This window comes from Paenarthrobacter sp. Y-19, from assembly GCF_029223985.1.
In the GTDB taxonomy this organism is placed as follows: domain Bacteria; phylum Actinomycetota; class Actinomycetes; order Actinomycetales; family Micrococcaceae; genus Arthrobacter; species Arthrobacter nicotinovorans.
In genome coordinates, this window is record NZ_CP119414.1 from 640,377 (window position 1) to 666,414 (window position 26,038).

A 26,038-nucleotide genomic window follows, 5' to 3' on the forward strand; every position below is an offset into this window, starting at 1 on the left:
CCCGCCGATGCTTCCAAAAATGTCGGTGCCCCGTTCCACACTTAAAACATGGCAAACACAGCAGCTCCAGTCAGCATCCATCACCTCACCGGTGAGGTCGAATTCCATGTCACCTACCTGGACACGGACACCGGACGGGTCCGGCGTGAAGACTTCCAGGACCTCATGGAGGCAGAACGCTTCGCCAGTGCGCAGCTCCGCGACGCGGACTCCTGGGCCGTCATTGACCAAGTGGACACCACGCCCTCAAACCGGATGGTCGCCTGAACCCCTGGCAGGTCGCCTGAACGCCTTACTCGGGCCGGTTCCCGGCGTGGCCGCCGTGGACGAACGGTGATGACACGCCTTCGTATTTGAGCATCATCATCATGCCCTCGGCAGCATGATCCAGATTGTGGCAGTGATCCATCCAAATTCCCGGGTTGTCGGCATGCAGCAGTACTTCCCATACTTCGCCGGGCAGCACATCCACGGTGTCCAGGACCAGTGGTGAGCCGCTGGGTGCCACGCCGTTCCTGCTCAGGACCTGTACGTGATGACCGTGCGGATGCATCGGGTGGGGTTCGGCGGTCCTGTTCACCACCGTCACTTTCACGGTGTCACCCTCCGCCACCTCAATGGACGGCACCAGCGGGTACGCCGCCCCGTTCACAGTGAAGGCATACCGCGGGACACCATCGACAAAACGAAATTGCCGGTCCAGCACCACTACCTCTTCGCGGGTGACAGCAGAGGCAGGTGAACCGGACGCCTCTGTCGGAGTCCCGGCCAGCGTATTCCCGGCGGACAGTGGACTGCCATAATCCAAAAGGTCCAGCACAGGAGTGGTGGCAAAAACGCCTGACGGCGCCCGCCCTTGGGCCGTTGTGGGGAATCCGGGTGGGGCAATGACCACCACGGCGTCGGCTGCCGAATCCGAGCGCAGGGTGACGGGGGAGTCCGGCATGCTGAACGCAACATCCACCCGGCCGCCCGCTCCCAGCCGCACCAACTTTCCCTTGATGTCCCCGGGCTCATTGACGTCGGTACCGTCCACGGCCACGGCCTTGAAGGACGTGCCTTCCACAAGGTAGCGCTGGGGCAAGGAATCGGTGTTCACCAGTCGCACCCGCACACTCGTCCCCGGGGCGGCCCGGTATTCGCTGCTGCGGTCTGAGGAGCCCAGCAACCCCAGACCGCTGAGGTCGTGCCCCGCCACCACGATATCCGTGTCAGCACGGACCTTCGCGGGATGGTGCACGACGAATGCGCCGTAGAGGCCCTTGCGGACCCCCTCGGCCGAATCCTGATGTGTGTGATACCAGTACGTACCGGCCTGTGCTGCGGTGAAGCGGTAGGTGGTGGACTGGCCAGGCATCACTGCGTCCTGCGTTGCTCCAGCCACTCCGTCCATGGCATTGGGGACGTCGTAGCCGTGCCAATGGACAGTCACACCGACGGCGACATCCCGGTTCTTGAGAACCACCTCCACTACCTCGCCCAGCGTGGCTTCTATCATCGGGCCAGGAACGCTCCCGAAGGTCCAGGCTTCCATGGTTCGTCCGGATGGCAGGGTCAGCTGCTCCACCCGGGCGGTCAGTTCGTAGTGCCGGACCACCGCATCTTTGGGTGTCTCACCCACAAGGCTGGTCACCGGCGTCGGGTCCGCGACCGTGGCGGCGCTGTTACCGCGGTGATGGCTTACAGCGGCGGCTATCGCCGCGCCATCGGCGGAGCGGCTCCCGAGCCATGCAAAGACTCCCGACCCCAACACTGTGCAAAGCATAAGGGCGGACACGGCGGCCGACGCCGTCGTCGAACGTCTGCCATGGGTTCGCGCGACGCCGGTGCCGGCCGGCTTTCCCAGGGCGATCCAGGCGATCAGCATTGTTCCGCCCACCATGAAGAGTAGTACTGCGATGCTCCACGGTGCGGGGAACGGTCCGAGGACCAGGACTAGAACCAGTGCGGCGGCAGCGGACGAGGCCGCCGCCACCATTGCCATCACCGCCCCTCGGCGGCTTCGCCCGAACCACCACCGGGCCCTGGCAGGTTTGGCGCCGGTGTTCCGCCTCCTCAGCAAGAACGGAACACCGGCCATCGCGGCCCAAGCCGCGGGGATGGCGGTCAGAGGCAGACTGATGATTATGCGTTCGCTGGCAAACCACCAACCGCCGGCCACCAAAGACGGAAGCAAGGCATAGCGTGACACCGTCACGATCACGGCAATACCCACCAACAGCAAAGCCAGGTCAATCCCGCGGCGCGGCCCCGGCTTGGGGTCAGTGCTTGAAACAACAGTCATCCACACGGCAGCCGTCCAGGCTGCGGCCGCGAGGATGGACAACACCAAATCCACCGCCAGCAGCTGCGAGGTATTCACAGCTGCCTTTGCTCAGGCTGCGCTGGAGGAGGCAGAAGCATCCGAAGCAGCAGCTTTCGGAGGCAACGGCTGCGGATTGAGGGCCGCTGCGCGTGCGCGGTTGAAGAGCCAGTAGGACATGAAGATCATCAGCACACCGGTGATCGGGTGGATGGAGACAACCCATGATCCGGCAGGGGTGATGAAGTCTTCCGAAGAACCGGTCAACATGCCGCCGATGATGAAAATGAACAGCTGGACCCAGGAGAGCAGGAAAATTCCGGCTGCCAGCCAGATTGTCCGGGCGCCCATCCGGGCGATGGCGGCCACAATGGCGGCGAGGAGCGCCGAGTAACGCAGCACATACTGGCCGTTCATCACGTGGAAGACGCCCGCTTCACGCTGGGCTTCAATGGTGTTCTGGAAGTGGAAGTATCCTGCGAAAAACAACTGCGCGAGTGCTGACAACAGGACGATTGCGGAAATGACCAGGAGGGCTTTACGCATGGGGAATCCTCTGGGGAAAACTTCTTTTCGGATTCTTCTAGGCCTTCGAACCGCCGGCTCCCTGGCTGCGGGCTACCCCCACCGCCGACGGCTGGCCGCCGGATTGCCTGGACCAAGGGCAACCACGTAGGGCGGAGAGCTTCACTAGGAATCGTAAATTCGCTGGAGGTGAATAGCAAGGGTCCTGAGGTACATTCCCGGAAGGGCCGCTACTGTTCCTGACCCACGTCCTTGCCGACATCCTTTGAATCCATGATCCGGTAGGCGTAGCCCTGTTCGGCCAGGAACCGTTGGCGTTTGGCGGCAAAGTCCTGGTCGAGCGTATCCCTGGCCACCAGTGAGTAGAACCGGGCAGCCCTGCCGTCCTGCTTCGGGCGCAGGAGGCGCCCCAGCCGCTGCGCCTCTTCCTGCCGGGAACCGAAGGAACCTGACACCTGGATGGCCACGGACGCTTCGGGGAGATCAATGGAGAAGTTGGCTACCTTGGAGACCACCAGGGTTTGGATCTCGCCTTTGCGGAAAGCGTCAAAGAGTTTCTGGCGGGCCTTGACAGTGGTTTCGCCCTTGATCAGGGGCGCGTCCAGGCGCTCGGCAATTTCATCCAGCTGGTCGATGTACTGTCCGATCACCAGCAACTGCTCGCCCTTGTGGACGGCCACCAGGTCTTCCACCAGTTTGGTTTTGGTTTCGGAGGTAGCGCACAGGCGGTACTTGTCGGCATCATCGGCCATGGCGTAGGCCACGCGTTCGTCGCGGGGGAGGTCCACCCGCACTTCGACGCAGTCCGCGGGTGCGATGTAACCCTGTGCTTCGATGTCCTTCCATGGCGCGTCGTACCGCTTGGGACCAATGAGGCTGAAGACTTCGCCTTCCCGGCCGTCCTCACGGACCAGCGTGGCGGTGAGGCCCAGACGACGGCGGGCCTGCAGATCCGCCGTCATGCGGAAGATCGGGGCAGGCAACAGGTGGACCTCGTCGTAGATGATGAGTCCCCAGTCGTGCCCATCCACGAGTTCCAGGTGCGGATACAGGCCCCCGCGCTTGGTTGTGAGGACCTGATAGGTGGCGATCGTGACGGGCCGGACTTCCTTGACGGAGCCGGAGTACTCACCGATTTCGTCTTCGGTGAGGGACGTCCGCTTGAGGAGTTCGTCCTTCCACTGCCGCGCCGAAACAGTGTTGGTCACCAGGATCAGGGTTGTTGTGGAGGACGTCGCCATGGCTGCCGCGCCCACCAGTGTCTTCCCGGCACCACAGGGGAGCACGACGACGCCGCTGCCGCCGGCCCAGAAGTTCTCCGTGGCCAGCTTCTGGTACGGCCGCAGCTGCCAGCCGCTCTCGTCCAGCATGATGAGGTGTGGCTGCCCGTCAACGTATCCAGCGAGGTCTTCGGCGGGCCAGCCCAGTTTGAGGAGCAACTGCTTCAGCTGTCCCCGCTGCGAGGAATGCACCACCACGGTTTCACCGTCGATCCGCGGCCCCAGCAAGGGTGCGATCTTCTTGGCGCGGATGACTTCCTCGAGTACCGGATAGTCGTCGGTGCGCATCACCAGGCCGTGTTGGGGGTCCTTCTCCAACCGCAGGCGGCCGTAGCGGGACATGGTTTCTTCAATGTCGATCAGTAGTGCGTGCGGCACGGGGAAGCGCGAGTACTTCAGCAGGGTATCGAGTACCTGCTCGGCGTCCAGGCCCGCAGCGCGTGCATTCCACAGGCCCAGTGGCGTGAGCCGGTAGCTGTGCATGTGTTCCGGGGCGCGCTCCAGTTCGGCGAAGGCCGCAATGGCGTGCCGGGCTTCGGTGGCGAGCTCGTGGTCGACTTCGAGCAGTATGGTTTTGTCACTTTGTACGATCAGGGGACCGTCGTTCACAGCTGAATCCTCACGTTCACAGTTGAATCCTCACGTTCACAGCTGAATCCTCACTTGGCACCGTCAAAGCGCCGTTTGGCTGGCAGCGCTGTTTTCATGAACGCATTTCTCCGGCGGGTTCCACATCGATGATCCGGTGGATGGACAACACCCGTTCGGTGTCCTTGGCAGGATCGAACACCCTGACCCGTCCGCCGGAGACGGATACAGGAACAACGGTTTCGGTGTTGGCATTCCCCAGGCTGTCCACCACGTTCATGGTGACCGCCTGTTTGAGCCGGATCGCGGTTTGGAGCGTCTCCAGGCCCAGCTGCGTGGATGCCTCGCCCGTCGCCTCGGCCGGGACGCCGCGGTGCTGACGAAGAACCGTCAGCTGCGCCTCGACGTCGTCGTCCGGGGGTGCGGTCCTGGGGGCGGTGTAGACAGGCCGCGCGCTGCCCGGCACCGCGGTGGTCCGCTTGAAACGCACGACGGCGGGTTCGGCCTCCTGCACGGCCGGCGAAAGTCCCAGCTCGCGCAGGACGCGGGCCGTTTCACGGGGGCTGGCCGAGGACGTGAGCACGGTGGGGGCGATGCGTACCAGGCTCAGCACGGAGGTCCTGGCTTCCTGCAGGAGATCGGAGATGGCGGTTTCGTCGTCGCTTTGGATGAAGCTGGCACTGGTTCCGATCCGGAGGCGGCCGTGGCGGGAGGCTGTGTCCTGGATGAGGTACGCCAATGGCTGGGGTACCTCGGTGGCCGAGTGCTCGCGAAGGAAAGCCAACAGCGACTCCGCGTCCTGTCCGGCGTCGAGGGCCCTGCGGATGGTGATGGCAGAGAAACGGTAGATCGACGCCGGCCCCTGGCCTTCGGCGTCGGCCATCAGCAACAGCGTCTCGCTGAGCTCCGGAGCCAGGTAGCCCGGGGCGACGGCCGTCAGGTCGGCCTGCAGGAGGATGTGGTTGACGGCGGCCGGCAGATGCTCGCCGAGGATGGTGATGGCCTGCTCCGGCTGGGCATCGGCAATGGCTGAGCCCAATTGCGTCAACGCCCCGGAACCCATCAAACCCAGCAGGGCGGCCTCTTCGAGGATGCCGCGGACCAGGGAGCTGAAACGGCGGGACATCCTCGGCTGAGCCCACTCGGCGCGTTGGAGTACGGCCCTGGCGTCCAGGACGGGTGCTTTGCCGTCGGGCGCGGCTGCCTCGACGGTCAGCTCGTTCAGGATTTCAAGGACACGACGCCGGACCACCGGGGCATCCGGCCGCTGGGCCTCCGCGGACAAGGCGTTGATGGTGGTGCCCGCTGCACCATGATGGGCCGTCGAGGACGAAGGGCCCGTCAACGGCTGCCCCACCAGCGAAGGGGCGCGCTCGCTGGCAAGCCAGGCATTGACCAGCCACAGCCATTGTTCCTGCCGGGGCAGACTGAGCCATTCCAGGGACGGCGGCTGGATCCACGTTGAACTGTCGACGTCCAGGCGCAGCAGGCCGGACAAGGCACACAGCTCCAGGAGAATCGCCGTTTCGTGCACACCCAGGCGGATCGACTCGGCAAGGCGACGCAGTTCCCGGACGCCCACGCCACCGCTCCGGAGCGTGGTGAGGGGCTGCTCCCGGACAGCGAACAGCAGCTCGTTGGCCAACCGCAGTGTTTCCGCGATGGCACCCATGGCCGCGTTGCGCCGCAGTGCCGCACTGGTGTGCCCCAACTCCGGAACCGGCGGGGAAAGAGTGAAGTCGTCAATGATGGCGCCGCCCCGGAGCGCAAGGCCCACGCTGTGGGGCAATTCGACGTGGCCGGCATCCAGGGGAACCAGCAGGCCGCGCGCCAGCAACCAGTCAATGGGCCCGACGTCGTGGCTTTCGTGCGTGACGGAAGCCCGCCGCTGTGCCTGGGGTACTGCGCCCATGGCCCAGCTGCCGAACTTGTTCAGCAGGCCAAGCGTCCGTTCGGGCGCTGACGAAAGGATGGCCCGCAGGTTCTCGGGAGTGGCCGTCCATCGCTGCAGGGCCAGGGCCGCATCCATGGGTGTGCTGGCCGGATGGATTCCCAGGCCGCTTTGGTGCAGCTCGGCGACCAACTGGACCACCCGCTGGGCGAAAGCGGGTTGCAACCGCACAAGTTCCGTGTAGCTCCTGCCCAGTCCAGCCGGGTAGATGCCGATCACGTCCTTGAGGCTGCCCACCGGAAGGTAGAAACGCTGGCGCGACGAGGTGGGCGGAGAACCCTGGGGCGGGTCAGCCCGGTGGATCAAGGCCAGCTCCTGCAGCTTTGCGAGGATCGGGTCCAAGGCCGAAAGAGTGGAACCGGCGATGACCTTCTTCAACCCTGCCGCCGAAACGCTGTGCCCGGTATCGGTGTTGGTACACAGATGGAGGGTTTCCAGGACCTGCATTTCCGGCTTGTTCAGGCGTTCAAGTGCCCGCTGCACACTGACGCGTGCGCTCGCCCTCGCAGCCAATGCCGCAAAGTCCGGCGCCATGGGGGAAATGAGATCAGGCCGCGCGGCAAACAAGGCCCGCAGCGAATTGTCGCTGCGCGCTTCCAGTTCCTTGCTGAGCGCGCGAATAAGGGACATCAATCCAACGTTACCGCCCCGCGGCAACTCGTGCCCGATCCTGGGCCGGCCGCCCTACTGCCGGCGGCGTTGCCGGACTGCGTCCAGCATCAGAACCATCGCGAGCGTGAAGGCCACAGGCAAACCATAAAGGGCAGTGGAGGTAACCCAAACGGGCGCCACGCCACCGTAATATGCCACTGCTATGACCACGGCAACAGCTGCCAGGGAAAAGGCGGCAATGGCGACGGCGGCAATCATAAGGGGGCGGCGGTAACCCGGGGAAGTCATGCCTTCAACGCTAGCAGCAGAGAGTCCGGGGCTGCGCGCCGCAGGAAATGAAGCCGCAGCTGGCCCGTGCATGGCCGACAAAGCGGGATTAGGGGGTCCGGCAGGATAACCTTGAAGGAACAGACCAACACGGACCGGACTGTCACCCTCGATCCCGTAGCTATCTGCGGATGCGGTAACGGCCCGGCGTGTCTCCCACAGCAAGAACGAAGAAGGTTGATTACGTGCCTACCGGCAAGGTCAAGTGGTATGACAAGGAAAAGGGCTTCGGCTTCCTCGCAGCTGAAGACGGCCAGGAAGTCTTCCTGCCCAAGACGTCCCTGCCTGCGGGCGTAACGGAGCTCAAGGCCGGTACCCGCGTGGAGTTCGGCGTCGCCGACGGCCGCCGCGGTGCCCAGGCACTGGGACTTCGCGTCCTGGAGAAGACTCCGTCGATTGCCAAGGCCAAGCGCATGAATGCCAGGGACCTCGCTCCGATGGTGCAGGATCTGGTCACCGTCCTGGACAACCTCTCCGGTTCGTTGTCCTCCGGCAAGTACCCCGATGGCAACAAGGCCAAGGCCATCAGCATGGCGCTGCGCAAGGTTGCCGACGAGCTGGAAGCCTAGGACCGGCCATGACCTCGGAATCCGCACAGGAAACAACGCCCGCACAGGATGTCCTGGATAACGCCGGGGCAGGTCCTCGTGGTGCCCAGGCTCCTGGCAACGGGGAAGCTCCCGCGCGGAAGCCCACGGCCACCAAGCCGCGTGCCGGTTTGCCCGTGTGGCGCACAGGCAAGCCGGACGCCTTCCTGGCAGCCGCCGTCGATACTGCCCGTGAGGCTGTGGAGGGCATCGCCAAACCGGGCGAGGTGGGCGCGCACCTTGGCGCCAAATCCGAAGGTGACCGAGTGGTCACCCACCTGTTTGAGTCCAGGCTTGCCGGATACGGCGGCTGGCAGTGGTATGCCGTGGTGACCCGCAACTCGCGTTCCAAGATCGTCACTGTGAGTGAGCTCGGGCTGTTGCCTTCCGAGGATTCCATCCTGGCGCCGGAGTGGGTGCCTTGGGCCAAGCGTGTCCGGCCCGAGGACGAGACACCCTTGGTGGAGGAGACAGAAAGTGACGTTTCCGAAGAGTCCGTGCAGGCTGCCGAAGACGAGGCAACCGGCCCGGCCGCCGAAGACGACGACGAACCGGACGAGTCCGGGGACGAAGACATCGCTGTGGACAGCGACGAAGCCGGGGCTGAATAAGCATTGCGGAAACACTGGGTGACTCAATGGATGGCGGACACTGATGTCCACGTTTAGGTCGCTCGGAATCCTCAACTACCGCATCTGGTTCTTCGGTGCGCTGATATCCAACATCGGGACCTGGATGCAGCGCACAGCCCAGGACTGGCTGGTGTTTGACCATCTGACAGCGCATGACGCCGGGGCGATGGGCATTACCTTGGCCCTGCAACTGGGGCCTCAACTGTTCCTTGCGCCCTGGGCGGGCCTGCTGGCCGACCGCTACAGCCGCCGCAAGCTGCTGTTCATCACGCTCATAGCCATGGCCTTGCTCAGTACCGGCCTGGGCATCCTGGTATTGCTGGGCGTGGCTGAGCTGTGGCACGTGTACATTTTCGCGTTGCTCCTGGGAATCGTGACTGCCCTGGACGCGCCGGTGCGCCAGACATTCGTCTCCGAGCTGGTTACCGACGACTACCTGTCCAATGCGGTGGCCCTCAACAGCGCTTCCTTCAACGTGGCACGCATGATCGGACCCGCGGTCTCGGGCGTGTTGACGGTGGTGGTGGGCCCCGGCTGGGTTTTCCTTATCAACACGGTCTCGTTCGTGGCCATGCTTGTGGCATTGAAGCTGATTCCGGTGTCGTCGCTTCGTGCCCAACCCCGTGCCGCCGCCGGGAAGGGACGAATCCGGGAAGGGCTGCGCTACGTGCAGAGCCGGCCCGATATCCAGGTGGTCCTGGTGGCCATTTTCATCGTGGGCACTTTCGGACTTAACTTCCCGCTGTTCATCGCAGCCATGGTGGGTACGCAGTTCGGCATGGATGCAGGCGCATTCGGGCTGCTGAACTCCGTCATGGCCATCGGCTCAGTGACGGGGGCGCTGCTGGCCGCGCGCCGTGGCCGGCCCCGCCTCAGGCTGATCTTCGCTGCAGCCGGTGGCTTCGGCGTGGCAAGTGCCCTCGCAGCCCTGGCTCCCAACGCCGTGATGTTCGGGCTCGCCCTGGTCCCTTGTGGCCTGTTCGCCTTGACCCTGATTACCAGCGCCAACGGTTACGTACAGTCCACCACCGAGGCAGTCATGCGTGGCCGCGTGATGTCCCTCTATATGGCTATTTTCATGGGCGGCACACCAATTGGCGCTCCGCTGGTGGGCTGGGTGGCCAACGTGGGCGGCCCCCGCTGGGCTGTCGGCGTCGCGGCCGTAGCCGGCGTCAGCACCGCCGTCGTGGGTTTGGTGTGGATCATCAGGGCCAAGCAGCTGCGCCTCCGCTTCGATCGCAGGGCCCGCGGCCTGCGGCATTTCCGGGTGGAGTCGCTGCTGTCCGGTCCGGTTACCGAAGACGGCGACGGCGGCGCCGGGCCGGTCCGCTAAGGCGCCTTGAGGGATTTAAACGTGGGGGATTTAAACGGGGGAGCCGCCCGGGCATGACCCAGGCGGCTCCGTTCGATCCTTTTTTGAGGGAGCTACTTCTTCAGTTCGCCCACCACGTAGTCGATGCTGGCGAGCAGGGCCGAGACGTCGTCCGGTTCAATGGCCACGAACGTGGCGATGCGCAGCTGGTTGCGGCCAAGCTTGCGGTACGGCTCGGTGTCCACCACGGCGTTGGCCCGCAGGACCTTGGCGATGGCGGCGGCGTCAATCGAATCGTCGAAGTCGATCGTGGCGATGACGTTGGAGCGGTCTTCGGCGTTGGCGACAAACGGCGTCGCGTACTCGGAAGCTTCTGCCCATGAGTAGATGCGGTTGGCCGAATCTGCCGTGCGCTTGCTGGCGAAGTCCAGCCCGCCGTTGCTGTTCAGCCACTGCACCTGGGCATCCAGCGTTACCAGGGTGGAGAGCGACGGCGTGTTGTACGTCTGGTTCAGCTTGGAGTTGTCGATGGCTGTCTGGAGGTCCAGGAAGTCAGGGATCCAGCGGCCACTGGCTTTGATGCGGGCGGCCCGCTCCAAGGCGGCGGGGGAGAAAAGACCGAGCCACAGGCCGCCGTCGGAGGCGAAGTTTTTCTGCGGCGCGAAGTAGTAGACGTCCGACTCCGAGACGTCGACGTCCAGGCCGCCGGCGGCGGAGGTCGCGTCCACCAGGACCAGCGAACCTTCGTCGGCTCCCTGGACCCGCTTTACGGGAGCCGCGACGCCGGTGGAGGTTTCGTTCTGCGGCCACGCGTACACGTCAACGCCGGCTTCTGCCTGAGCGGCAGGACGGGTGCCGGGTTCGGATTTGATGATGGAGGACGCATCCAGGAAAGGTGCCTTGTTGGTGGCGGCGGCAAACTTGGAACCGAACTCGCCGAAGGAGAGGTGCTGGGCCTTCTTGTCCACCAGGCCGAACGCGGCGACGTCCCAGAACGCGGTGGAACCACCGACGCCGAGGACAACCTCGTAGCCGTCGGGGGCGCGGAAGAACTGGCTCAGGCCCTCCCGGACGGAACCCACCAGGTTCTTGACGGGAGCCTGCCGGTGGGAGGTGCCCAGGATGGTGGTGGCAGCGGCAGACAGGGCCTCGAGCTGTTCCGGGCGGACCTTGGACGGTCCAGCGCCGAAGCGTCCGTCTTTCGGCAGGAGGTCGGCGGGTATGGTGATGCTGTTGTCGCTCACGTGTGGCTCCAAAGGGTATCGGCTCAAGATGGGTCGTGGCAGGTGGCGTCAGCTGCCCCTTCGACACCCCAATTCTGCCTGACATGGCCCGCGCGCAGGAACCTGCCCCTGTCATAGTCCGCCACGTGGAACGCGGACGAACAAGATGCGACCGCAATGGGTCCGGAATTATCCGGAGTAATTCCAAATAAGCTAGGCTGGGGGTTGGCGTTCAAAGGGTGGCGGTGGCACCGCCCACCCCGGTATGGGACGCGGTACGGTGGAGATTACGCAAGAACTGCGTTCGAGGAGAGCTGAGCTGGATGACGGATCTGATCGATACCACTGAGATGTATCTTCGGACCATTTTGGAGCTTGAAGAAGAAAACATCGTGGCTCTCAGGGCCCGCATAGCCGAACGCCTGCGGCACTCCGGCCCCACGGTCTCCCAGACCATCGGCCGGATGGAGCGCGATGGCCTGGTGATTGTGTCCAACGACCGCCACCTGGAGCTGACCGAAGTCGGACGCAAGCGGGCCACCGAAGTCATGCGGAAGCACCGTCTGGCTGAGCGGCTCCTGGCCGATGTCATCGGACTCGACTGGGCGTACGTGCATGATGAAGCCTGCCGCTGGGAGCATGTGATGAGTGAGCGCGTGGAGCGCCGGCTCTATGAACTGCTTGAGCATCCCACCGAGTCACCTTACGGAAATCCGATTCCGGGACTGGAAGCACTGGGAGGCATGGCCGGAACACAGTTCCCCCGGATCGACGTGAACCTCCTGCAGGCCATGGACGGCTACGCCTCCGACTCCCGGGTGGTCGTCACGCGGCTGGCCGAGCCCATCCAGGTGGAGCCGGAACTGCTCACCCAGTTGGATGAGGGCGGAATCCGGCCCGGGGCGCCGGTCTCCCTCGAGCGCGTGGGCGAGTACATCTCCGTCCGGGTGCCCGGCATCGAAGGAGCCTTGGAGCTCCCGCCTGAAGTTGCAGCGCACGTCTTCGTGTCCCTCAACTGACAGCCTTCCGGTCCGACAACCCTCCCGGCAGTGTCAAACCTCACTTTAAGGGGCTTTGGCGCGCGTGTGACCTGCGGTTTTTCGAAATTGATGATAAGGGCCCGCCGCCGCAGGCGTCTTTCTGTTGATAACGAATTTATTACCAAGGGCCTTAATCCCCTATAGTTATCTACTAGCGCTGATACCAAAGCGTTACCTGATCCGGAGCCGAGCTCTGCCAGCGGATCGGGTGAACCATCACCACTGGCAGAGGCGGGGGAACCACAAGCGGCTGTCTAAAGAAGCAGCCTTGGGGTGAAGTCCGCAGCAGAAGTGCCCATTGATGCAAGTCCCTCCTTGGATACCTGTGTGCCGTGAGCGCTTCGTGCGGACCGGGTCTTTGAACTCTCTGACCCGAATCCGACAGCTAACTTCGCAGGCTTTTCAGAGAGGAACAGAGTTTGACATCGCAGAACGTCAGGGGCCGCCGCCGTGCGTCCGGCCCCGCTACTGAGCTGCGGCCAGCCCGCGTCGTAACGGAGATCCGGCCCCGCGACACCGAACGCCAGGTGCGCCGCCGTAAGAGCCCGTTGCGCCAGGTTGCCGACTTCGCCGCAGCAAGTGGCGTCGGGCAGAAGGCCGGAGTTGCGCTTGCCGCCACCGGACTTGCCCTGACTGTCGGCCTGCCGGCCACCAGCCCCGTCATGGCCACCTCGGAATCGGGACAGTCCGAATCTGCCCTGGCCGTTGGCGGCACTGTGGGAAGCCAGCCCGAGGTTTCCGCGGCAGCATCAGCCAAAATCGACTTCAGCCGCGCAGCTGTAGCCACCGCTGCGGACCCTGACGGAAAACTGAAGCAACTGCTCAGCGCCCAGTCGGCCGGCAGCATCCAGCGTGCTTCTTCCGTGGGCACCCTCGGCAGCCCCCTCGACACGCTCACCACCGCTTCCCCCTTCGGTTACCGCGTCAGCCCCCTCACGGGCGGCACCGGCGACTTCCACCGCGGCCAGGACTTCGTGGCCCAATGCGGAACTGCCGTGCATGCAGCTGCAGCAGGCAAAGTGACTTTTGCCGGGTGGCACGAGTACGGCGGAGGCAACCGCGTGGTTGTGGATCACGGCAACGGCCTGGAGACCACGTACAACCACCTGTCGTCCTTCAACGTCCAGGTGGGCCAGACGGTCAACCGCGGGGACACCGTAGCCCTGAGCGGCACCACAGGCGCCTCCACCGGCTGCCACCTCCACTTCGAAGTACAGGTCAACGGCGAGGTCGTTGACCCCATGGGCTGGCTCTAAGCCAGTTGATGGTGCTCTCTCGCATTGATGACAGGCCTCGTGACCTGAATGTGACATTCGCTTTCAATTGTTATAACCTTCAGAGCGCATCGGCTTTTTAGGGGGCCGGTGCACTTGAGTGGATTGCCTAGCTCTGCCACCACTCGAGGTCCGTTCGCAAAATCGTCTGGCAGGGGCGGGGGAACCACTTCTGGTCTTCGAATGAAGGCCTTGGGGTTAAGTCGCAAAGTTTCCCAGTGAAGCAGCGCGGCCGGATGACTCCCATCCGAATCCGACAGCTCACCTCGCAGGCATTGGGAGAGGCTACCTACGTGTCATCACGCACTACCCCTGCGCGCCATCGCGCTGAATCGGTTCGTTCGAACCCGTTGAACACTCTTTCGAAGGCTGTTTCCTCGAACGCCGGTACCGTTGGCCGCCAGGCCGCCGTGCTGGCAGCAGCCTCAGGCCTCGTCCTTACTGTCGGGTTGCCGGCTCACGCCGCTGACACCGACGTCTCCACCTCGGAAGTCTCCAGCACCCAGCAGCTGGCTGCCACCGCAGTGGTCACTGCAGAGCCAACTGCCACCGTCTCCTTCGAGAGCCCCGTCGTGGCCACCAAGGAAGCCCCCAAGGTTGTCCAGCGTGCGGCCCTGGTCACAGAGCGCACGGCGGATGAAGCTACTGCAGTCACTGCCCAGTCCTCCGAAGCCAAGGAGTCCGCCTCCAGCGCGGCAGCATCCGGGCTCGCAGCGATTGCCTACACAGGAATCGGCTCGCCTTACGTATGGGGCGGCACTACTCCGAGCGGCTGGGACTGCTCCGGCTTCACCCAGTGGGTCTACGCCCAGGCCGGCATCAGCATCCCCCGCGTCAACGCCTGGACGGCCATGAAGCCCACCAGCGCCCCCCAGCCCGGTGACCTGGTCATGCAGAACGGCGGTGCGCACGTAGGCATCTACGTCGGCAACGGCATGATGATCAGTGCTTTGAACCCGGGCCAGGGAACCCTGCTGCACTCCGTGGCCTCCACCGGCACGTCTTCGTTCTTCACCCTCCGCTAGAAACAACCCGATTCGGGGCCGGCTGACGTACCCCTGCCAGCTGACCCACTACCCACAGGTACCCCAACTGCCTGCGGATACGAAAGAGAAAACAATGACCAGTGCACACAAAGTTGCACGGCACCGCGCTGAGGCCCCCAAGACCAGCTCGCTTGCCGTCATCGCAAAGGCCGTCACCGTCAACGCCGGTGGCGTCGGCCGCCAGGCAGCAGTCATCGCCGCAGCTTCAGGCTTGGTGCTGACCAGCGGTATCGCTGCCAATGCTGCTGAGACGAATGTCGACCGCGAATCGACGTCGACGTCCGCCCTCGATGTCCAGTCTGTTGCCCAGGCCACCATCGCTGCGGACTCCACGGTTGCCATCTCTTACGAGCGTCCCGTGGTCACCACCGTGGAAGCTCCGGCTCCCGTGGTTGAAGAGGCTCCGGCAAAGGTTGAGGCCAAGGCATCGACCAAGTCCACCGCCACCGCGGCTCCGGCCACGAACGCCTCAGTGGCCGTCAGCACTGCCACCCCTGCACCCGCTGCTCCGGCTGCGTCCAGCGGACTCGGCGCAGCAATTGCTGCCGCCGCGTACGCCCAGCTCGGTGTCACGCAGGACTGCACCATGCTGGTCACCAACTCCCTGGCAGCAGTGGGAATCCACTTCCACGACTGGCCCGCCGGTTACCTGTCGCTTGGCCGCACTGTCAGTGCAGCCGAGGCACAGCCCGGCGACCTCGCCTACTACGCCAACGGCGGTTTGGCCGGACAGGCACACATTGCTGTGTACGTCGGCAACGGCATGGCAGTCCACGGTGGATGGAACGGATCCACCACGGCACTGTTCAGCGTCAACGTCGGCTCCGGCCCGGTCTTCATCCGCGTCAACGGCTGACAATCAGCTCCCGGAACACCCCGCAGGCAGATGCCTGCGGGGTGTTTTGCTTTAATCACGCGTGAACTTTTGCCGACACTGTGAGCGAAACGACAAATAAATTCGTTGATACGGCATATAAGTGCTTACCCTTGTGTTGTCGATCCACAGCCCGTACATGCAGAGGGCAGCCGGCCCTCGTGCCCCTGACGGGTGCGGCCGTGAAGAGGTACGTGCATGCGCACACTCGTTCTGAATGCTGGATATGAACCGCTGGCGGTAATAACATTCCGCCGGGCGCTGGTCCTTGTGCTCACTGGGAAAGCAAGCGTAGTGGCCGAAGGCGACGAGCCTGTCGTCGGGCCACAGGAGATTCTCGGACGCCCCTCCGTGATCCTCCTTAACCGCTACATCCGCCCCAAGTACAACAAGATCACTGCCGTGAGTCGCCGCGGGGTTCTTCGCCGCGACGGTCACCGTTGCGCCTACTGCGGGAAAACAGCCCACACCATAGACCACGTCCACCCCAAGTCCAGGGGCGGCGCGGATTCCTGGGAAAACCTGGTTGCGGCGTGCTTGAAATGCAACAACGCCAAGAGCGACCACACACTTGCCGAAATGGGCTGGAAACTCCGTTTCAAACCCGGTGTGCCCCAGGGGACCATGTGGCAGATCAAAGAACTCGAGAAACCTGCGCCGGACTGGGACCCGTTCCTTCTGCCGGAATCCGCTGCCTGATCGATTTCTGCTGACCTCCCGCCGTCCGGGTACGCTGGGCGGATGGAGTTCAACGCCGTTGTTTTGGCGGGTGGCAGGGCCACCCGCCTCGGTGGCGTGCCCAAGCCCACGTTGAAGTACGACGGCGGCACCCTCCTTTCGCACGCACTGGAGGCTGCCCGGGCTGCTGCGGCCACCGTAGTGGTGGGTCCCGGCGAGCACGGAGTGCATTTGCCCGGATCCGTGCTGCTCGCGCGTGAGGAGCCGGCCTATGCGGGCCCGGCAGCGGCGATCGCCGCAGGGTTGTCGGCACTTGATACGGCCGGGATGAGATCCCCCTGGACACTGGTTTTGGCCTGCGATATGCCCAAGGCATCGCAGGGGATCGGCCGCCTGTTGGAAGTGCTCGCTGGGCACCCCGGGGTAGAGGGTGTCATGGCGGTATCCACTGACGGGCGGAAGCAGCCGTTGTTGGGCATTTACAGCACGGCCGCTCTGGACCGGGAGGTGGCCTCGGCCATCCGGGGTTCCGGGTTAACGAACTCTTCAGTGTTCAAGCTGCTTGCTAGGCTGAACCTGCTGGACGTTGACGTCCCCGCGGGGTCCACAGACGACGTGGATACGTGGGAGGACGCCGCGGTGCTGGGTATTGACTACGAGTTGGAGGCGGACGTGAAGAGCCAGGAAGAAACGCTCGAGGACTGGTGCCGCATATTGCTGCAGGCGTTTGAGCTTGAGGGCGTGGAAATAGACATCAACGAGGTACTGGCCGTGGCAGGAGTGGCCGCGCATTCGGTGGTTCGCCCGGCCGCGCCGCTCACCACCTTCATTGCCGGCTTCGCGGCGGGAATGGCCCGTGGTATTGGCCAGGCCAGCGATGACGCCTCCATGAAAGCGGCCCTGGACCTGGCCCGCAAAATCGCCAAGGAGTACTCGGAGACCGGGACTGACGCCGAATGACGGAGGCCCCCGGCGAGGGCCACCACGCGGCACACACATGGCAGGAGGCCCGGCAGCGCGCGTTCGACGTCGCCACGCCCATACCCCCGGGGCCGGTTTCGCTGGCAAAAGCCCTTGGCCGTACCCTGGCCTCTGATGCCCTGGCTCTCCAGGACATGCCCCACTACGCCTCCTCCGCGATGGATGGGTGGGCAGTGAACGGCAGCGGCCCGTGGATCCTCAGTGAACCCGGTCAGCGTCTGGCGCCCCACCAAGCGAGCCCGATAGTCACCGGCGGACTCATTCCGCCCGGCGCCAAGGCTGTCTTGCGAAGCGAGAGCGGTATCATCACCACCGACGACGACGGCCTGCCGGTTCTCGTGCTTGGCGGCGCCGCCAAGCCGGGGGAGCCCCGCAACGGCCAGCACATCCGCAAGGCCGCAGAAGAAGCGGCCGAAGGTGACGTCCTGCTCAAGGCCGGAACACGCCTGAACCCCGCGCACATTGCCCTAGCGGCCCTTGCCGGCCTGGATCACGTGGATGTTCTGGGAAAGCCCTTGGTCCGCTTCCTCCTGACAGGCTCGGAAGTGGTGGAGCGCGGCATCCCGCAACCGGGTCAGGTCAGGGACACTTTCGGGCCACAATTAGGTGCAGTAGTGGAACTCCTCGGCGGAATCGCCGGCGAACAACTCCGGGTGGGTGACAGCTACGAGGAATGGATGGCCGCGCTTCAGGATACTGAGCCGGAACCAGGCGGACCGGACGCAGAAACAGAGCCGCCGGCCGACGTCGTCATCACGACCGGCGGGACCGGGCGCTCCGGAACGGACCACTTCCGGAGGGCCGTGGCCGAACTCGGCGGCCGCCTGCTGATCGATGGCATCGCGATGCGGCCAGGGCACCCGGCCGTTTTGGCGGAACTTCCTGATGGAAGGTTCGTGGTGGGGCTGCCGGGCAACCCCTTGGCCGCGATGATGGCTCTCTTCACTGTCGGGGCGCCGTTGCTTGCAGCCCTCGGACATGCCCGCCCGGCTGACGTGGGAGAGGTGCCGTGCGGCACCACCATCGATGCTGATCCGGGGCGAACGCGTCTGATGCCCTTCAGGCTGGTCTATGGCCTGGCGTCGCCGGCCCAGCACACAGGTCCGGGAATGATGCGGGGATTGGCCGGCGCTGACGGGGTCATGATTGTGCCTCCCCATGGAGTCCAGCTGGGGGAACTGGTCCCTGCTTTCCCTTTGCCCTGGGCGAAGCCGCTGCCCGCGCCGAAGCCGCCGGAGGACAAACCGCGGAAGACGCAGGCCCGGCCCCCGCGCAAGGCTCCCGCTGGTCCTGTCGATTGGAGCGGACTGGACGCCTGAGCGCAGGATGCAAGATGCAATGATGGACCTATGAACAGGCACGCTCCCGAACAGGACATCAATGAAGATGACCTGCAAATCCATCCGCCCAAACGAGCCGCAGCAGGTGTCAAGGCCGTCACGGTCGCCCTCGAGCGCGGTTATGCCCAAGCCGGTGTAACCCGGACTGTCCGCTCCATGCTGCGGGTCAACCAGCATGACGGCTTCGATTGCCCCGGCTGTGCGTGGCCGGAATCGATCACCGGCAGGCGGAGCCCGGCAGAGTTCTGCGAGAATGGCGCCAAAGCCATCGCCGAGGAAAGCACCACCCGTACAGTCGGTGCCGGATTCTGGGCTGAACACCCGATTGCCGAACTGGAAGGCAAAACCGAGTACTGGCTGGGCAGCCAGGGCCGCATCGCCGAGCCTGTCGTCATCAGGCCGGGGGACACGCACTACTCACCGATCAGCTGGACCGATGCTTTCGCCTTGATCGGCGAACACATCAATGCCACCACCCCGGATAAGTGTGTGTTCTACACCTCCGGAAGGACAGCCAACGAGACCGCCTTCATGTACCAGCTGTTCGCACGAAGCCTGGGCACCAACAACCTGCCGGACTGCTCCAACATGTGCCATGAGTCCTCAGGCAGTGCGTTGAACCCCACCATCGGGATCGGCAAGGGAACTGTTTCGCTGGAGGATATCCACCACTCGGAGCTGGTGCTGGTAGTGGGCCAAAACCCGGGCACCAACCATCCGCGGATGCTGTCCGCCCTGCGGGACTGCAAGAACAACGGCGGCAAAGTGGTGGCCGTAAACCCGCTTCCCGAGGCCGGACTCCTGAATTTCAAGGACCCCCAGTCCCTCAATGGCGTGATCGGTGGCGGCACCACCATTGCCGATGAGTTCCTCCAGATCAAGGTCGGTGGCGACCTCGCGCTGTTCCAGGCCCTGGGCCACCTGCTCCTGGAGGAAGAGAAGCGCAACCCGGGCACCGTCGTCGACCATTCCTTTATCGAGAGCCAGACCGAAGGCTTTGACGCCTACCGGGAAGCGCGTTCCGTGCTGGACTGGGCTGAGACAGAACGGGCCACCGGACTCTCGCGCGCGGAGATCACCAAGGTTGCCGGGATGATGGCAGCTTCCAAGGCCACGGTCATCTGCTGGGCGCTCGGGCTGACCCAGCAGCCGCACTCGGTGGACACGCTGCGCGAGATCATCAACCTGCTCTTGCTGCAGGGCAACTTCGGCAAGCGCGGCGCTGGTGCTTGTCCGGTTCGTGGCCACTCCAACGTGCAGGGCGACCGCACCATGGGGATCTGGGAGAAACCCAAGGAATCCTTCCTGGCTGCCCTGGACCAGGAATTCGGCTTCCACATGCCCCGGGACCACGGCTACGACTCCGTGGAAACACAGCACGCCCTGGAAAAGGGAGACGTGGACGTGTTCGTCTCCATGGGCGGGAACTTTGCCGCCGCCGGCTCGGACACGGCGGCGTTGGAGGAGGGCCTGAAGAGGGCCGGGCTGACCGTGCACATCTCCACCAAACCCAACCGCGCCCACATTGTCCATGGCCGGACGTCGCTGATCCTGCCGACACTGGGGCGGACCGACACGGACGACAAGCACCCCAAAGGCAAGCAGTTCCTTTCGGTGGAAGACTCCATGTCCGTCATCCATAAGACACAAGGCAGGCTGGAACCGGTCTCCGAACACCTGCTCAGCGAACCCGTGATCGTAGCCCGCATGGCCCAGGCCACCTTTGGTGACGACCACAGCGTGGACTGGCGGGCCATGGCCGAGGATTACGACGTGATCCGGGACCACATCTCGCGCGTCATACCTGGATTTGAGGACTTCAACGCAAGGGTCCGGACCAAGAACGGCTTCGTACTGCCAAACCCGCCCCGTGATTCCCGCACCTTTGCCACGGATATCGGAAAGGGCCGGTTCTCCGTGCGGCCGCTGGAGTACCTTGAAGCGCCCGAAGGCCACCTGATCCTGCAAACCGTGCGCAGCCACGACCAGTACAACACCACGTTCTATGGCCTGGATGACCGTTACCGTGGCGTCTCGGATGGGCGCCGGGTGGTCCTGGTCCACCCGGACGACCTGACGGAGCTGGGTTTCAATGACCGTGATCTGGTGGATGTCATCTCCACCTTCGCCGGAACGGAGCGCCGGGCCGACAAGTTCCGGCTCATCGGTTACCCGACCGCCAGGGGATGCGCTGCGGCGTACTTCCCGGAAGCCAATGCCCTGGTGCACCGTGAGCTGGTGGCCCGGGAATCAAACACCCCCGGTTACAAGGCCATGACTGTGCGCTTTGTAAACCATGAGGAGAACGGATCCTGACGTGGGACGCGTGACGCAACGCCGCAAGGTGCACAAGTTCGTCCTGGACGGTTCGCCCCAGGCTTTGGAGCATCCCGTCCGTTTCAAGGAAGATGTCCTGGCGGTGGAGGAGCCCCTGGAAATCCGGCTTGGAGACATGTCCTTCTCGGTGACCATGCGGACCCCGGGGGACGACTTTGACCTGGTGGCGGGCTTCCTGGTGTCGGAGGGCATTGTGTGGGAGCCTTCGCAGCTGATTTCCGAGCGTTTTTGTTCGGGGGAGGACGAGAACGGGGTTCAGACATTCAACGTCGTGGATGCCCAGCTCCGTCCTGACGTGGAGCGCCCTGACACGGGCAGGAACGTGTACACGTCCAGTTCGTGCGGCATTTGCGGCACGGACTCGATCGAGGCCGTCCGCAAGTCCTCCCGCCACAGCCCCAAGGAGGACGACGTCACCATCCCCGTGGCGGCGCTGGCCGCACTTCCGGACCGGCTCCGCGAGGCACAGGCGGTCTTTGACAAGACGGGCGGCGTCCACGCTGCCGGACTCTTCCGGATTCACGACGACGGCACCACCGAGCTGCTGTGCCTCCGGGAAGATGTCGGCCGGCATAATGCGGTGGACAAGGTGGTGGGCTGGGCACTGCGCGCCGGCAAGCTGCCCTTGCGCGGTACCGTGCTGCAGGTTTCCGGGCGGGCATCTTTTGAGCTGGTGCAGAAAGCTGCCATGGCCGGGATCCCCGTCCTGGCCGCGGTCAGCGCGCCCTCCAGCCTTGCTGCTGAACTTGCCGTGGAGTCCGGCATCACCTTGGTGGGCTTCAGCCGGGGATCGAGCCTGAACGTGTACGCCGGCCGCGACCGGATAGTCGGGCAGCCAGGTTAAAGCTGGTGGGTGCCTGGGGATAGTGTCCATCACTTGGCTATTGTCCGCGAACGCCGTAGATTTTATCCATCGATTGGAAGCGCGGCGAAAACCATAAATGCCGTCCACGCCAAGCACGCCGGGGCCGGGTCACCAAGCCTGGCCGCCCAGCCAACGCCCAAAGGGGAAATAATTGCACGACGACCGCCGGATCACTGAACAGCGTCTCGACCGATTTGTTCGGGACCGCATTCTTCCGGCCATTTACGGCAGGGCGATACCGCTTGAACTCAGCAGCTGGGATGTACCCGGAGAACCGGTGCCGGCCGCAGAGGCGATGCGCCAACTGTTCACACCGCAGGAGCCCGGGGCGCCCTGGGGTAAGGCATGGAGCACCAAGTGGTTGCGTCTGCAGGGCGAGGTTCCGCCGGACTGGGGCATGTCCGATGCGACCGCTGTGGAGATCATCGTGGATCTGGGCTTCAACAGCGACGTCCCGGGTTTCCAGTGCGAAGGAACTGCCTGGCGTGCCGATGGAAGCATCATCAAAGCAATATCGCCCCGGAATTACCACGTTCCGCTGAAGCTGCTGGGTGGCGGACAATCCGTTGACTTCTATGTGGAAGCGGCGGCCAACCCGGATGTGGCGCAGGGCTGGTCCTTTGCCCCCACTCCGCTCGGGGACAAGGCCACTTCCGGCGACGAGCCACGGTACCGCCTTGGCAGGATCGCCATCGCCGAGCTCAACGAGACCGTCTGGGAACTCAACCAGGACATCTGGACGCTCACCGGCCTGATGCATGAGCTGCCCATGGAGCTGCCCCGCCGCCACGAGATCCTGCGCGCCCTTGAACGCATGCTGGACATCATGGACCCGGACGACGTCGCCGGTACCGCCGCAGCCGGCCGTGAGGCCCTCAGGGAGGTGCTGGGCCGTCCCGCGTATGCCTCAGCCCACGAACTCCTGGCGACGGGCCATGCACACATCGACTCAGCCTGGCTGTGGCCTGTCCGCGAAACCATCCGCAAGTGCGCCAGGACGTTCTCCAACGTGGTGGCGCTCATGGACGAAGATCCGGACTTTGTGTTCTCCTGCTCCTCGGCACAGCAGATGGCCTGGATCAAGGAATACTTCCCCGAGCTCTTTGTGCGCATCCGCGAGAAAGTGAAGGCCGGCCAGTTCATCCCCGTGGGTGGCATGTGGGTGGAATCGGACACCAATATGCCCGGCGGCGAGGCCATGGCGCGGCAGTTCGTGGAAGGCAAGAGCTTCTTCCTCAAGGAGTTCGACATCGAATGCCGGGAGGCCTGGCTCCCCGATTCCTTCGGCTATTCCGGCGCGATTCCGCAGATCGTCAAGGAAGCGGGATCCCGGTGGTTCCTCACGCAGAAGATTTCCTGGAACAAGGTCAACCGCATGCCGCATCACACCTTCTCCTGGGAAGGCATTGACGGCACCCGCTTGTTCACCCACTTCCCACCGGTGGACACCTACAACGCCGAGCTTCATGGCCGCGAGCTGGCGCACGCCGAGCGCAACTACCGTGAGCACGGCCGCGGCACCATGTCGCTGGTGCCCTTCGGATACGGCGACGGCGGTGGCGGACCCACGCGCGAAATGGTGGCTGCGGCACACCGCACGGAGAACCTGGAAGGCTCACCGAAGGTCCGGATGGGCACGGCCAAGGACTTCTTCACCAAAGCGGAAGCCGAGTACACCAACCTTCCCGTTTGGGTGGGGGAGATGTACCTGGAGATGCACCGAGGAACCTACACGAGCCAGGCCAAGACCAAGAAGGGCAACCGGCGCAGCGAACACCTCCTTCGCGAGGCTGAGCTGTGGTCCACCACGGCTGCTGTCCGGCTGGGCAACGAATACGAGTATCCCCGCGAGGAACTGAAGCGGCTGTGGCGGCTGGTTCTCCTCCAGCAATTCCATGACATTCTTCCCGGCAGCTCCATCGCGTGGGTCCATCAGGATGCCGAGCGGAATTATGAGGCCATTTCCCGCGATCTTGAACGGATCATCACCCACGCGGCCCAGGCGTTGGCAGGGCCGGGCACCGAGGAGTTCCTGCTCAACGCCGCTCCGCACCAGCGTCATGGCGTGCCCGCTCTTGGCATCGGGAAGATCAGCCAGGACGATTCCGTGGTTGAGGTGGACCATTCCGGCGATGGTTTCGTACTGGATAACGGACTGATCCGGGTTGTGGTGGACGCAAACGGCCTCCTGACCTCCGTGGTGGACCATGCCAGCGGCAGGGAAGCCATCGCTCCGGGGCAGGCCGGCAATCTGCTCGAATTGTTCCGGGACACCCCCAATGAATGGGACGCCTGGGACATCGAGGAGTTCTACCGCCGCAACGTCACTCCGTTGACCCAGGCAGAAGGAATTGAGCTGGAGCGGACACCCAACGGAGCCGTCGTCGTGGTTAAGCGCGCGGTGGGCAGCTCAACCATTACCCAACGCCTGACGCTCGACGCCGGCGCCAGGTCGCTGGGGATCTCCACTACGGTGGACTGGCAGGAACGGGAGAAGATGCTGAAGATCGCCTTCCCCCTGGACGTCAGGGCGGACCGATCTGCCTCGGAGACCCAGTTCGGCCATGTCTTCCGGCCTACCCACACCAATACCTCGTGGGAAGCGGCGAAGTTCGAGATCTGCGCGCACCGTTGGATCCACGTGTCCGAACCCGGCTACGGCGTGGCCATCAGCAACGCTTCCAGCTACGGACACGACGTCACCAGGGCGGTCCGCGACGACGGCGGAACTACGACGACGGTCCGCACCTCGCTGCTGCGTTCGGCCCGTTTCCCGGATCCGGAAGCAGACAGGGGCGAGCACACGCTCGAGCTGTCCATCAGGCCCGGCGCCGCAATCGCCGACGCCGTGGAGGAGGGCTACCGCACCAATCTCCGTCCGCGGTTCGTTACCGGCGGACATGCGGTGGACCCAGTGGTTGTCGTATCCAACCCGGCAATCGTGGTCGAAGCCGTGAAGCTGGCTGAGGACGGTTCGGGTGATGTCATAGTGCGGCTCTACGAATCACTGGGGGAGCGGTCAGTTGCCCTGGTTAAGCCTGGCTTCGATGCCAGGCGAGCCACTGCCACGGACTTGCTGGAGCGCGCCACCGACGCCCCTGGCGTGACGGTGAAGGACGACTCCGCTGTCAGCCTGGCGCTGCGTCCGTTCCAGCTGGTCACGCTGCGTTTTTCCAGGTAAAAAGCGGTTGAGGGTCCTGCACAGAAGCGCAGGACCCTCAACGACTGCCTACTTGGTGGTCAACTCGACGTCGATCGTGTCTTTGAGGATCTGCTCCCTGGCCGGGATCACCGCGTCGAAGTGCTTGATGTCGGCTGAGACCTCTTTGGAAAAGACATTCTCCACTGTGGAGGGCATCTCCTTCACTCCGGCCAGGTAGCGCTTGGCTGCAAAGTCGAACTCGGAGCGGTTTGTACGTATTTGGGCGTTGACTGCCTTGGCGTCATCGGCAATTTTCTGCACTTCCGCCTCCGGGGCGTTGCGTGCCTCAGCATCATCCGCCCTTTTGACGAGGTCGTCCTTGAGCCGGACAAACCCAGCGTAGTTTTCTTCGCCCTTGGCCGTAACTTCGGCGCGTTCCTGCAGCTCAGCCACCTTGTTGTCGAACGTCCGGGCGAACTCCACGTAGGCATTGTTCTTTGACTGCAACAGATCGCTTGCCGCCTTCCGGCAAGGCTCCGCGGCCTGGGCAAGCAGGGTTTGGCGTTCCCGGAGGGTGGATGCTTTCGAGCCGACGAACAGGCCGTTGCATCGGGCCGCGTCGTCATCGCGGAAGAGGCCCTCAAATTGCGGGTAGGACTCCACCAGGCCTTCCATGTAGTCAAAGTAGTCCTCGTGGGATTCGACCAGCTGGTGAACAGCGACGCCGACGGGAGTGTCGACGGAGTCATTCCCTGACTTCAGCTCCTGCAGGGCAGAGCGGGCGGACTTCGATGCCTGCTGGAATTCGTCCTTTTCCTTTTGGCTGTCCTTCACGGCCTGCTCCCGCGAGGCAGGGGCGTTCCGGGCCTTCTTGTAGGCGGCCAGGTACGCATTGGCTGCCGGCTGGACCTTGCCCCTGGCGTCGCCCAGTGCGTTGAGGCGGTCTCCCTTCAACGCGGAAAGGCTTTCGGCCTTTTGCTGTCCGGCGAAGTTGTTGACGGCCACAAGGGCGCCGACGGCGATCGCCAGCACGGCAAGGACAATGCAGGTCACCAGGATGACGGGGCGGCGGCGTGAGCGGGCGGGTTCGGGGGTGACCCCGGGGTTCTCGTAGGTCATGGC

General features: G+C 64.1%; 21 protein-coding genes and 2 riboswitches. Of the genes, 14 read left to right on the forward strand and 7 right to left on the reverse strand.

From position 1 onward, the window contains the following. Nucleotides 1-48: 48 nt before the first annotated feature. On the forward strand, nucleotides 49-267 hold the full coding sequence (locus tag PYR64_RS03060) for a hypothetical protein (protein WP_039240009.1): 219 nt from the start codon (nucleotides 49-51) through the stop codon (nucleotides 265-267). A gap of 25 nt (nucleotides 268-292) precedes the next feature. Here the strand turns inward: PYR64_RS03060 and PYR64_RS03065 are convergent, their stop codons facing one another. The 5 genes from PYR64_RS03065 to PYR64_RS03085 all read right to left on the reverse strand — a co-directional run bounded on the left by PYR64_RS03065 (nucleotide 293) and on the right by PYR64_RS03085 (nucleotide 7,546). Then, a complete protein-coding gene (locus PYR64_RS03065) occupies nucleotides 293-2,362 on the reverse strand; it encodes a multicopper oxidase family protein (RefSeq protein ID WP_275778279.1) in 2,070 nt (689 codons plus the stop codon). Between the two features lie 12 nt (nucleotides 2,363-2,374). After that, nucleotides 2,375-2,848, reverse strand: a complete 474-nt coding sequence (locus tag PYR64_RS03070; protein WP_018779565.1) for a hypothetical protein — start codon at nucleotides 2,846-2,848, stop codon at nucleotides 2,375-2,377. A gap of 209 nt (nucleotides 2,849-3,057) precedes the next feature. After that, the gene (locus tag PYR64_RS03075; RefSeq protein WP_018779566.1) at nucleotides 3,058-4,716 is read right to left on the reverse strand and encodes a DNA repair helicase XPB; all 1,659 of its coding nucleotides are present in this window, start codon (nucleotides 4,714-4,716) and stop codon (nucleotides 3,058-3,060) included. 94 nt (nucleotides 4,717-4,810) lie between these two features. After that, nucleotides 4,811-7,276, reverse strand: a complete 2,466-nt coding sequence (locus PYR64_RS03080) for a helicase-associated domain-containing protein (protein WP_018779567.1) — start codon at nucleotides 7,274-7,276, stop codon at nucleotides 4,811-4,813. A 54-nt stretch (nucleotides 7,277-7,330) separates the two neighbouring features. Further along, nucleotides 7,331-7,546 carry a hypothetical protein gene (locus PYR64_RS03085; RefSeq protein ID WP_055973402.1) on the reverse strand — a complete coding sequence of 72 codons (216 nt, stop codon included), beginning with the start codon at nucleotides 7,544-7,546 and terminating at the stop codon, nucleotides 7,331-7,333. A gap of 224 nt (nucleotides 7,547-7,770) precedes the next feature. On the opposite strand from PYR64_RS03085, the gene PYR64_RS03090 reads away from it, so the two are divergent. The 3 genes from PYR64_RS03090 to PYR64_RS03100 are packed head-to-tail and all read left to right on the forward strand — an operon-like array spanning nucleotide 7,771 to nucleotide 10,137. Further along, nucleotides 7,771-8,154: a cold shock domain-containing protein gene (locus tag PYR64_RS03090; protein WP_011773749.1), complete on the forward strand. Its 384-nt coding sequence runs from the start codon at nucleotides 7,771-7,773 to the stop codon at nucleotides 8,152-8,154. Nucleotides 8,155-8,162: 8 nt separating this feature from the next. Further along, nucleotides 8,163-8,783 (forward strand): DUF3027 domain-containing protein, encoded by a 621-nt coding sequence (locus PYR64_RS03095; RefSeq protein ID WP_018779569.1) that lies wholly within the window; start codon nucleotides 8,163-8,165, stop codon nucleotides 8,781-8,783. A 43-nt stretch (nucleotides 8,784-8,826) separates the two neighbouring features. Further along, on the forward strand, nucleotides 8,827-10,137 hold the full coding sequence (locus tag PYR64_RS03100; RefSeq protein ID WP_275778282.1) for an MFS transporter: 1,311 nt from the start codon (nucleotides 8,827-8,829) through the stop codon (nucleotides 10,135-10,137). Between the two features lie 92 nt (nucleotides 10,138-10,229). Here the strand turns inward: PYR64_RS03100 and serC are convergent, their stop codons facing one another. Further along, on the reverse strand, nucleotides 10,230-11,360 hold the full coding sequence (gene serC, locus PYR64_RS03105) for a phosphoserine transaminase (protein ID WP_039240016.1): 1,131 nt from the start codon (nucleotides 11,358-11,360) through the stop codon (nucleotides 10,230-10,232). 302 nt (nucleotides 11,361-11,662) lie between these two features. Between serC and PYR64_RS03110 the strand changes: the two genes are divergently transcribed. The 10 genes from PYR64_RS03110 (at nucleotide 11,663) to PYR64_RS03155 (ending at nucleotide 24,955) form a co-directional block, all read left to right on the forward strand. Then, nucleotides 11,663-12,358, forward strand: a complete 696-nt coding sequence (locus PYR64_RS03110; RefSeq protein WP_018779572.1) for an iron dependent repressor, metal binding and dimerization domain protein — start codon at nucleotides 11,663-11,665, stop codon at nucleotides 12,356-12,358. Between the two features lie 195 nt (nucleotides 12,359-12,553). After that, a riboswitch (cyclic di-AMP (ydaO/yuaA leader) is annotated at nucleotides 12,554-12,794 on the forward strand. A gap of 4 nt (nucleotides 12,795-12,798) precedes the next feature. Further along, on the forward strand, nucleotides 12,799-13,635 hold the full coding sequence (locus PYR64_RS03115) for a M23 family metallopeptidase (RefSeq protein ID WP_018779573.1): 837 nt from the start codon (nucleotides 12,799-12,801) through the stop codon (nucleotides 13,633-13,635). 124 nt (nucleotides 13,636-13,759) lie between these two features. Then, a riboswitch (cyclic di-AMP (ydaO/yuaA leader) is annotated at nucleotides 13,760-13,942 on the forward strand. Between the two features lie 4 nt (nucleotides 13,943-13,946). Then, nucleotides 13,947-14,678 carry a C40 family peptidase gene (locus PYR64_RS03120; protein WP_237567108.1) on the forward strand — a complete coding sequence of 244 codons (732 nt, stop codon included), beginning with the start codon at nucleotides 13,947-13,949 and terminating at the stop codon, nucleotides 14,676-14,678. Between the two features lie 94 nt (nucleotides 14,679-14,772). Beyond that, the gene (locus PYR64_RS03125) at nucleotides 14,773-15,555 is read left to right on the forward strand and encodes an NlpC/P60 family protein (RefSeq protein ID WP_039240017.1); all 783 of its coding nucleotides are present in this window, start codon (nucleotides 14,773-14,775) and stop codon (nucleotides 15,553-15,555) included. 216 nt (nucleotides 15,556-15,771) lie between these two features. Beyond that, nucleotides 15,772-16,272, forward strand: a complete 501-nt coding sequence (locus tag PYR64_RS03130; RefSeq protein ID WP_039240018.1) for an HNH endonuclease — start codon at nucleotides 15,772-15,774, stop codon at nucleotides 16,270-16,272. A 42-nt stretch (nucleotides 16,273-16,314) separates the two neighbouring features. Then, complete coding sequence (locus PYR64_RS03135; RefSeq protein ID WP_275778287.1) at nucleotides 16,315-17,211, forward strand: NTP transferase domain-containing protein; 897 nt, start codon at nucleotides 16,315-16,317, stop codon at nucleotides 17,209-17,211. Then, on the forward strand, nucleotides 17,208-18,551 hold the full coding sequence (locus PYR64_RS03140; protein ID WP_275778289.1) for a molybdopterin molybdotransferase MoeA: 1,344 nt from the start codon (nucleotides 17,208-17,210) through the stop codon (nucleotides 18,549-18,551). The genes PYR64_RS03135 and PYR64_RS03140 overlap by 4 nt, the downstream gene beginning before the upstream one ends. A 30-nt stretch (nucleotides 18,552-18,581) precedes the next feature. After that, nucleotides 18,582-20,888, forward strand: a complete 2,307-nt coding sequence (locus PYR64_RS03145) for an FdhF/YdeP family oxidoreductase (RefSeq protein WP_018779579.1) — start codon at nucleotides 18,582-18,584, stop codon at nucleotides 20,886-20,888. A 1-nt stretch (nucleotide 20,889) separates the two neighbouring features. After that, nucleotides 20,890-21,753 (forward strand): formate dehydrogenase accessory sulfurtransferase FdhD, encoded by an 864-nt coding sequence (fdhD, locus tag PYR64_RS03150; protein ID WP_018779580.1) that lies wholly within the window; start codon nucleotides 20,890-20,892, stop codon nucleotides 21,751-21,753. Between the two features lie 172 nt (nucleotides 21,754-21,925). Beyond that, nucleotides 21,926-24,955, forward strand: coding sequence for a glycoside hydrolase family 38 C-terminal domain-containing protein (locus PYR64_RS03155; protein WP_275778291.1), 3,030 nt, complete (start codon nucleotides 21,926-21,928; stop codon nucleotides 24,953-24,955). 48 nt (nucleotides 24,956-25,003) lie between these two features. Here PYR64_RS03155 and PYR64_RS03160 read toward each other — a convergent pair whose 3' ends face one another. After that, complete coding sequence (locus tag PYR64_RS03160) at nucleotides 25,004-26,035, reverse strand: hypothetical protein (RefSeq protein ID WP_275778293.1); 1,032 nt, start codon at nucleotides 26,033-26,035, stop codon at nucleotides 25,004-25,006. Nucleotides 26,036-26,038 lie beyond the last annotated feature (3 nt).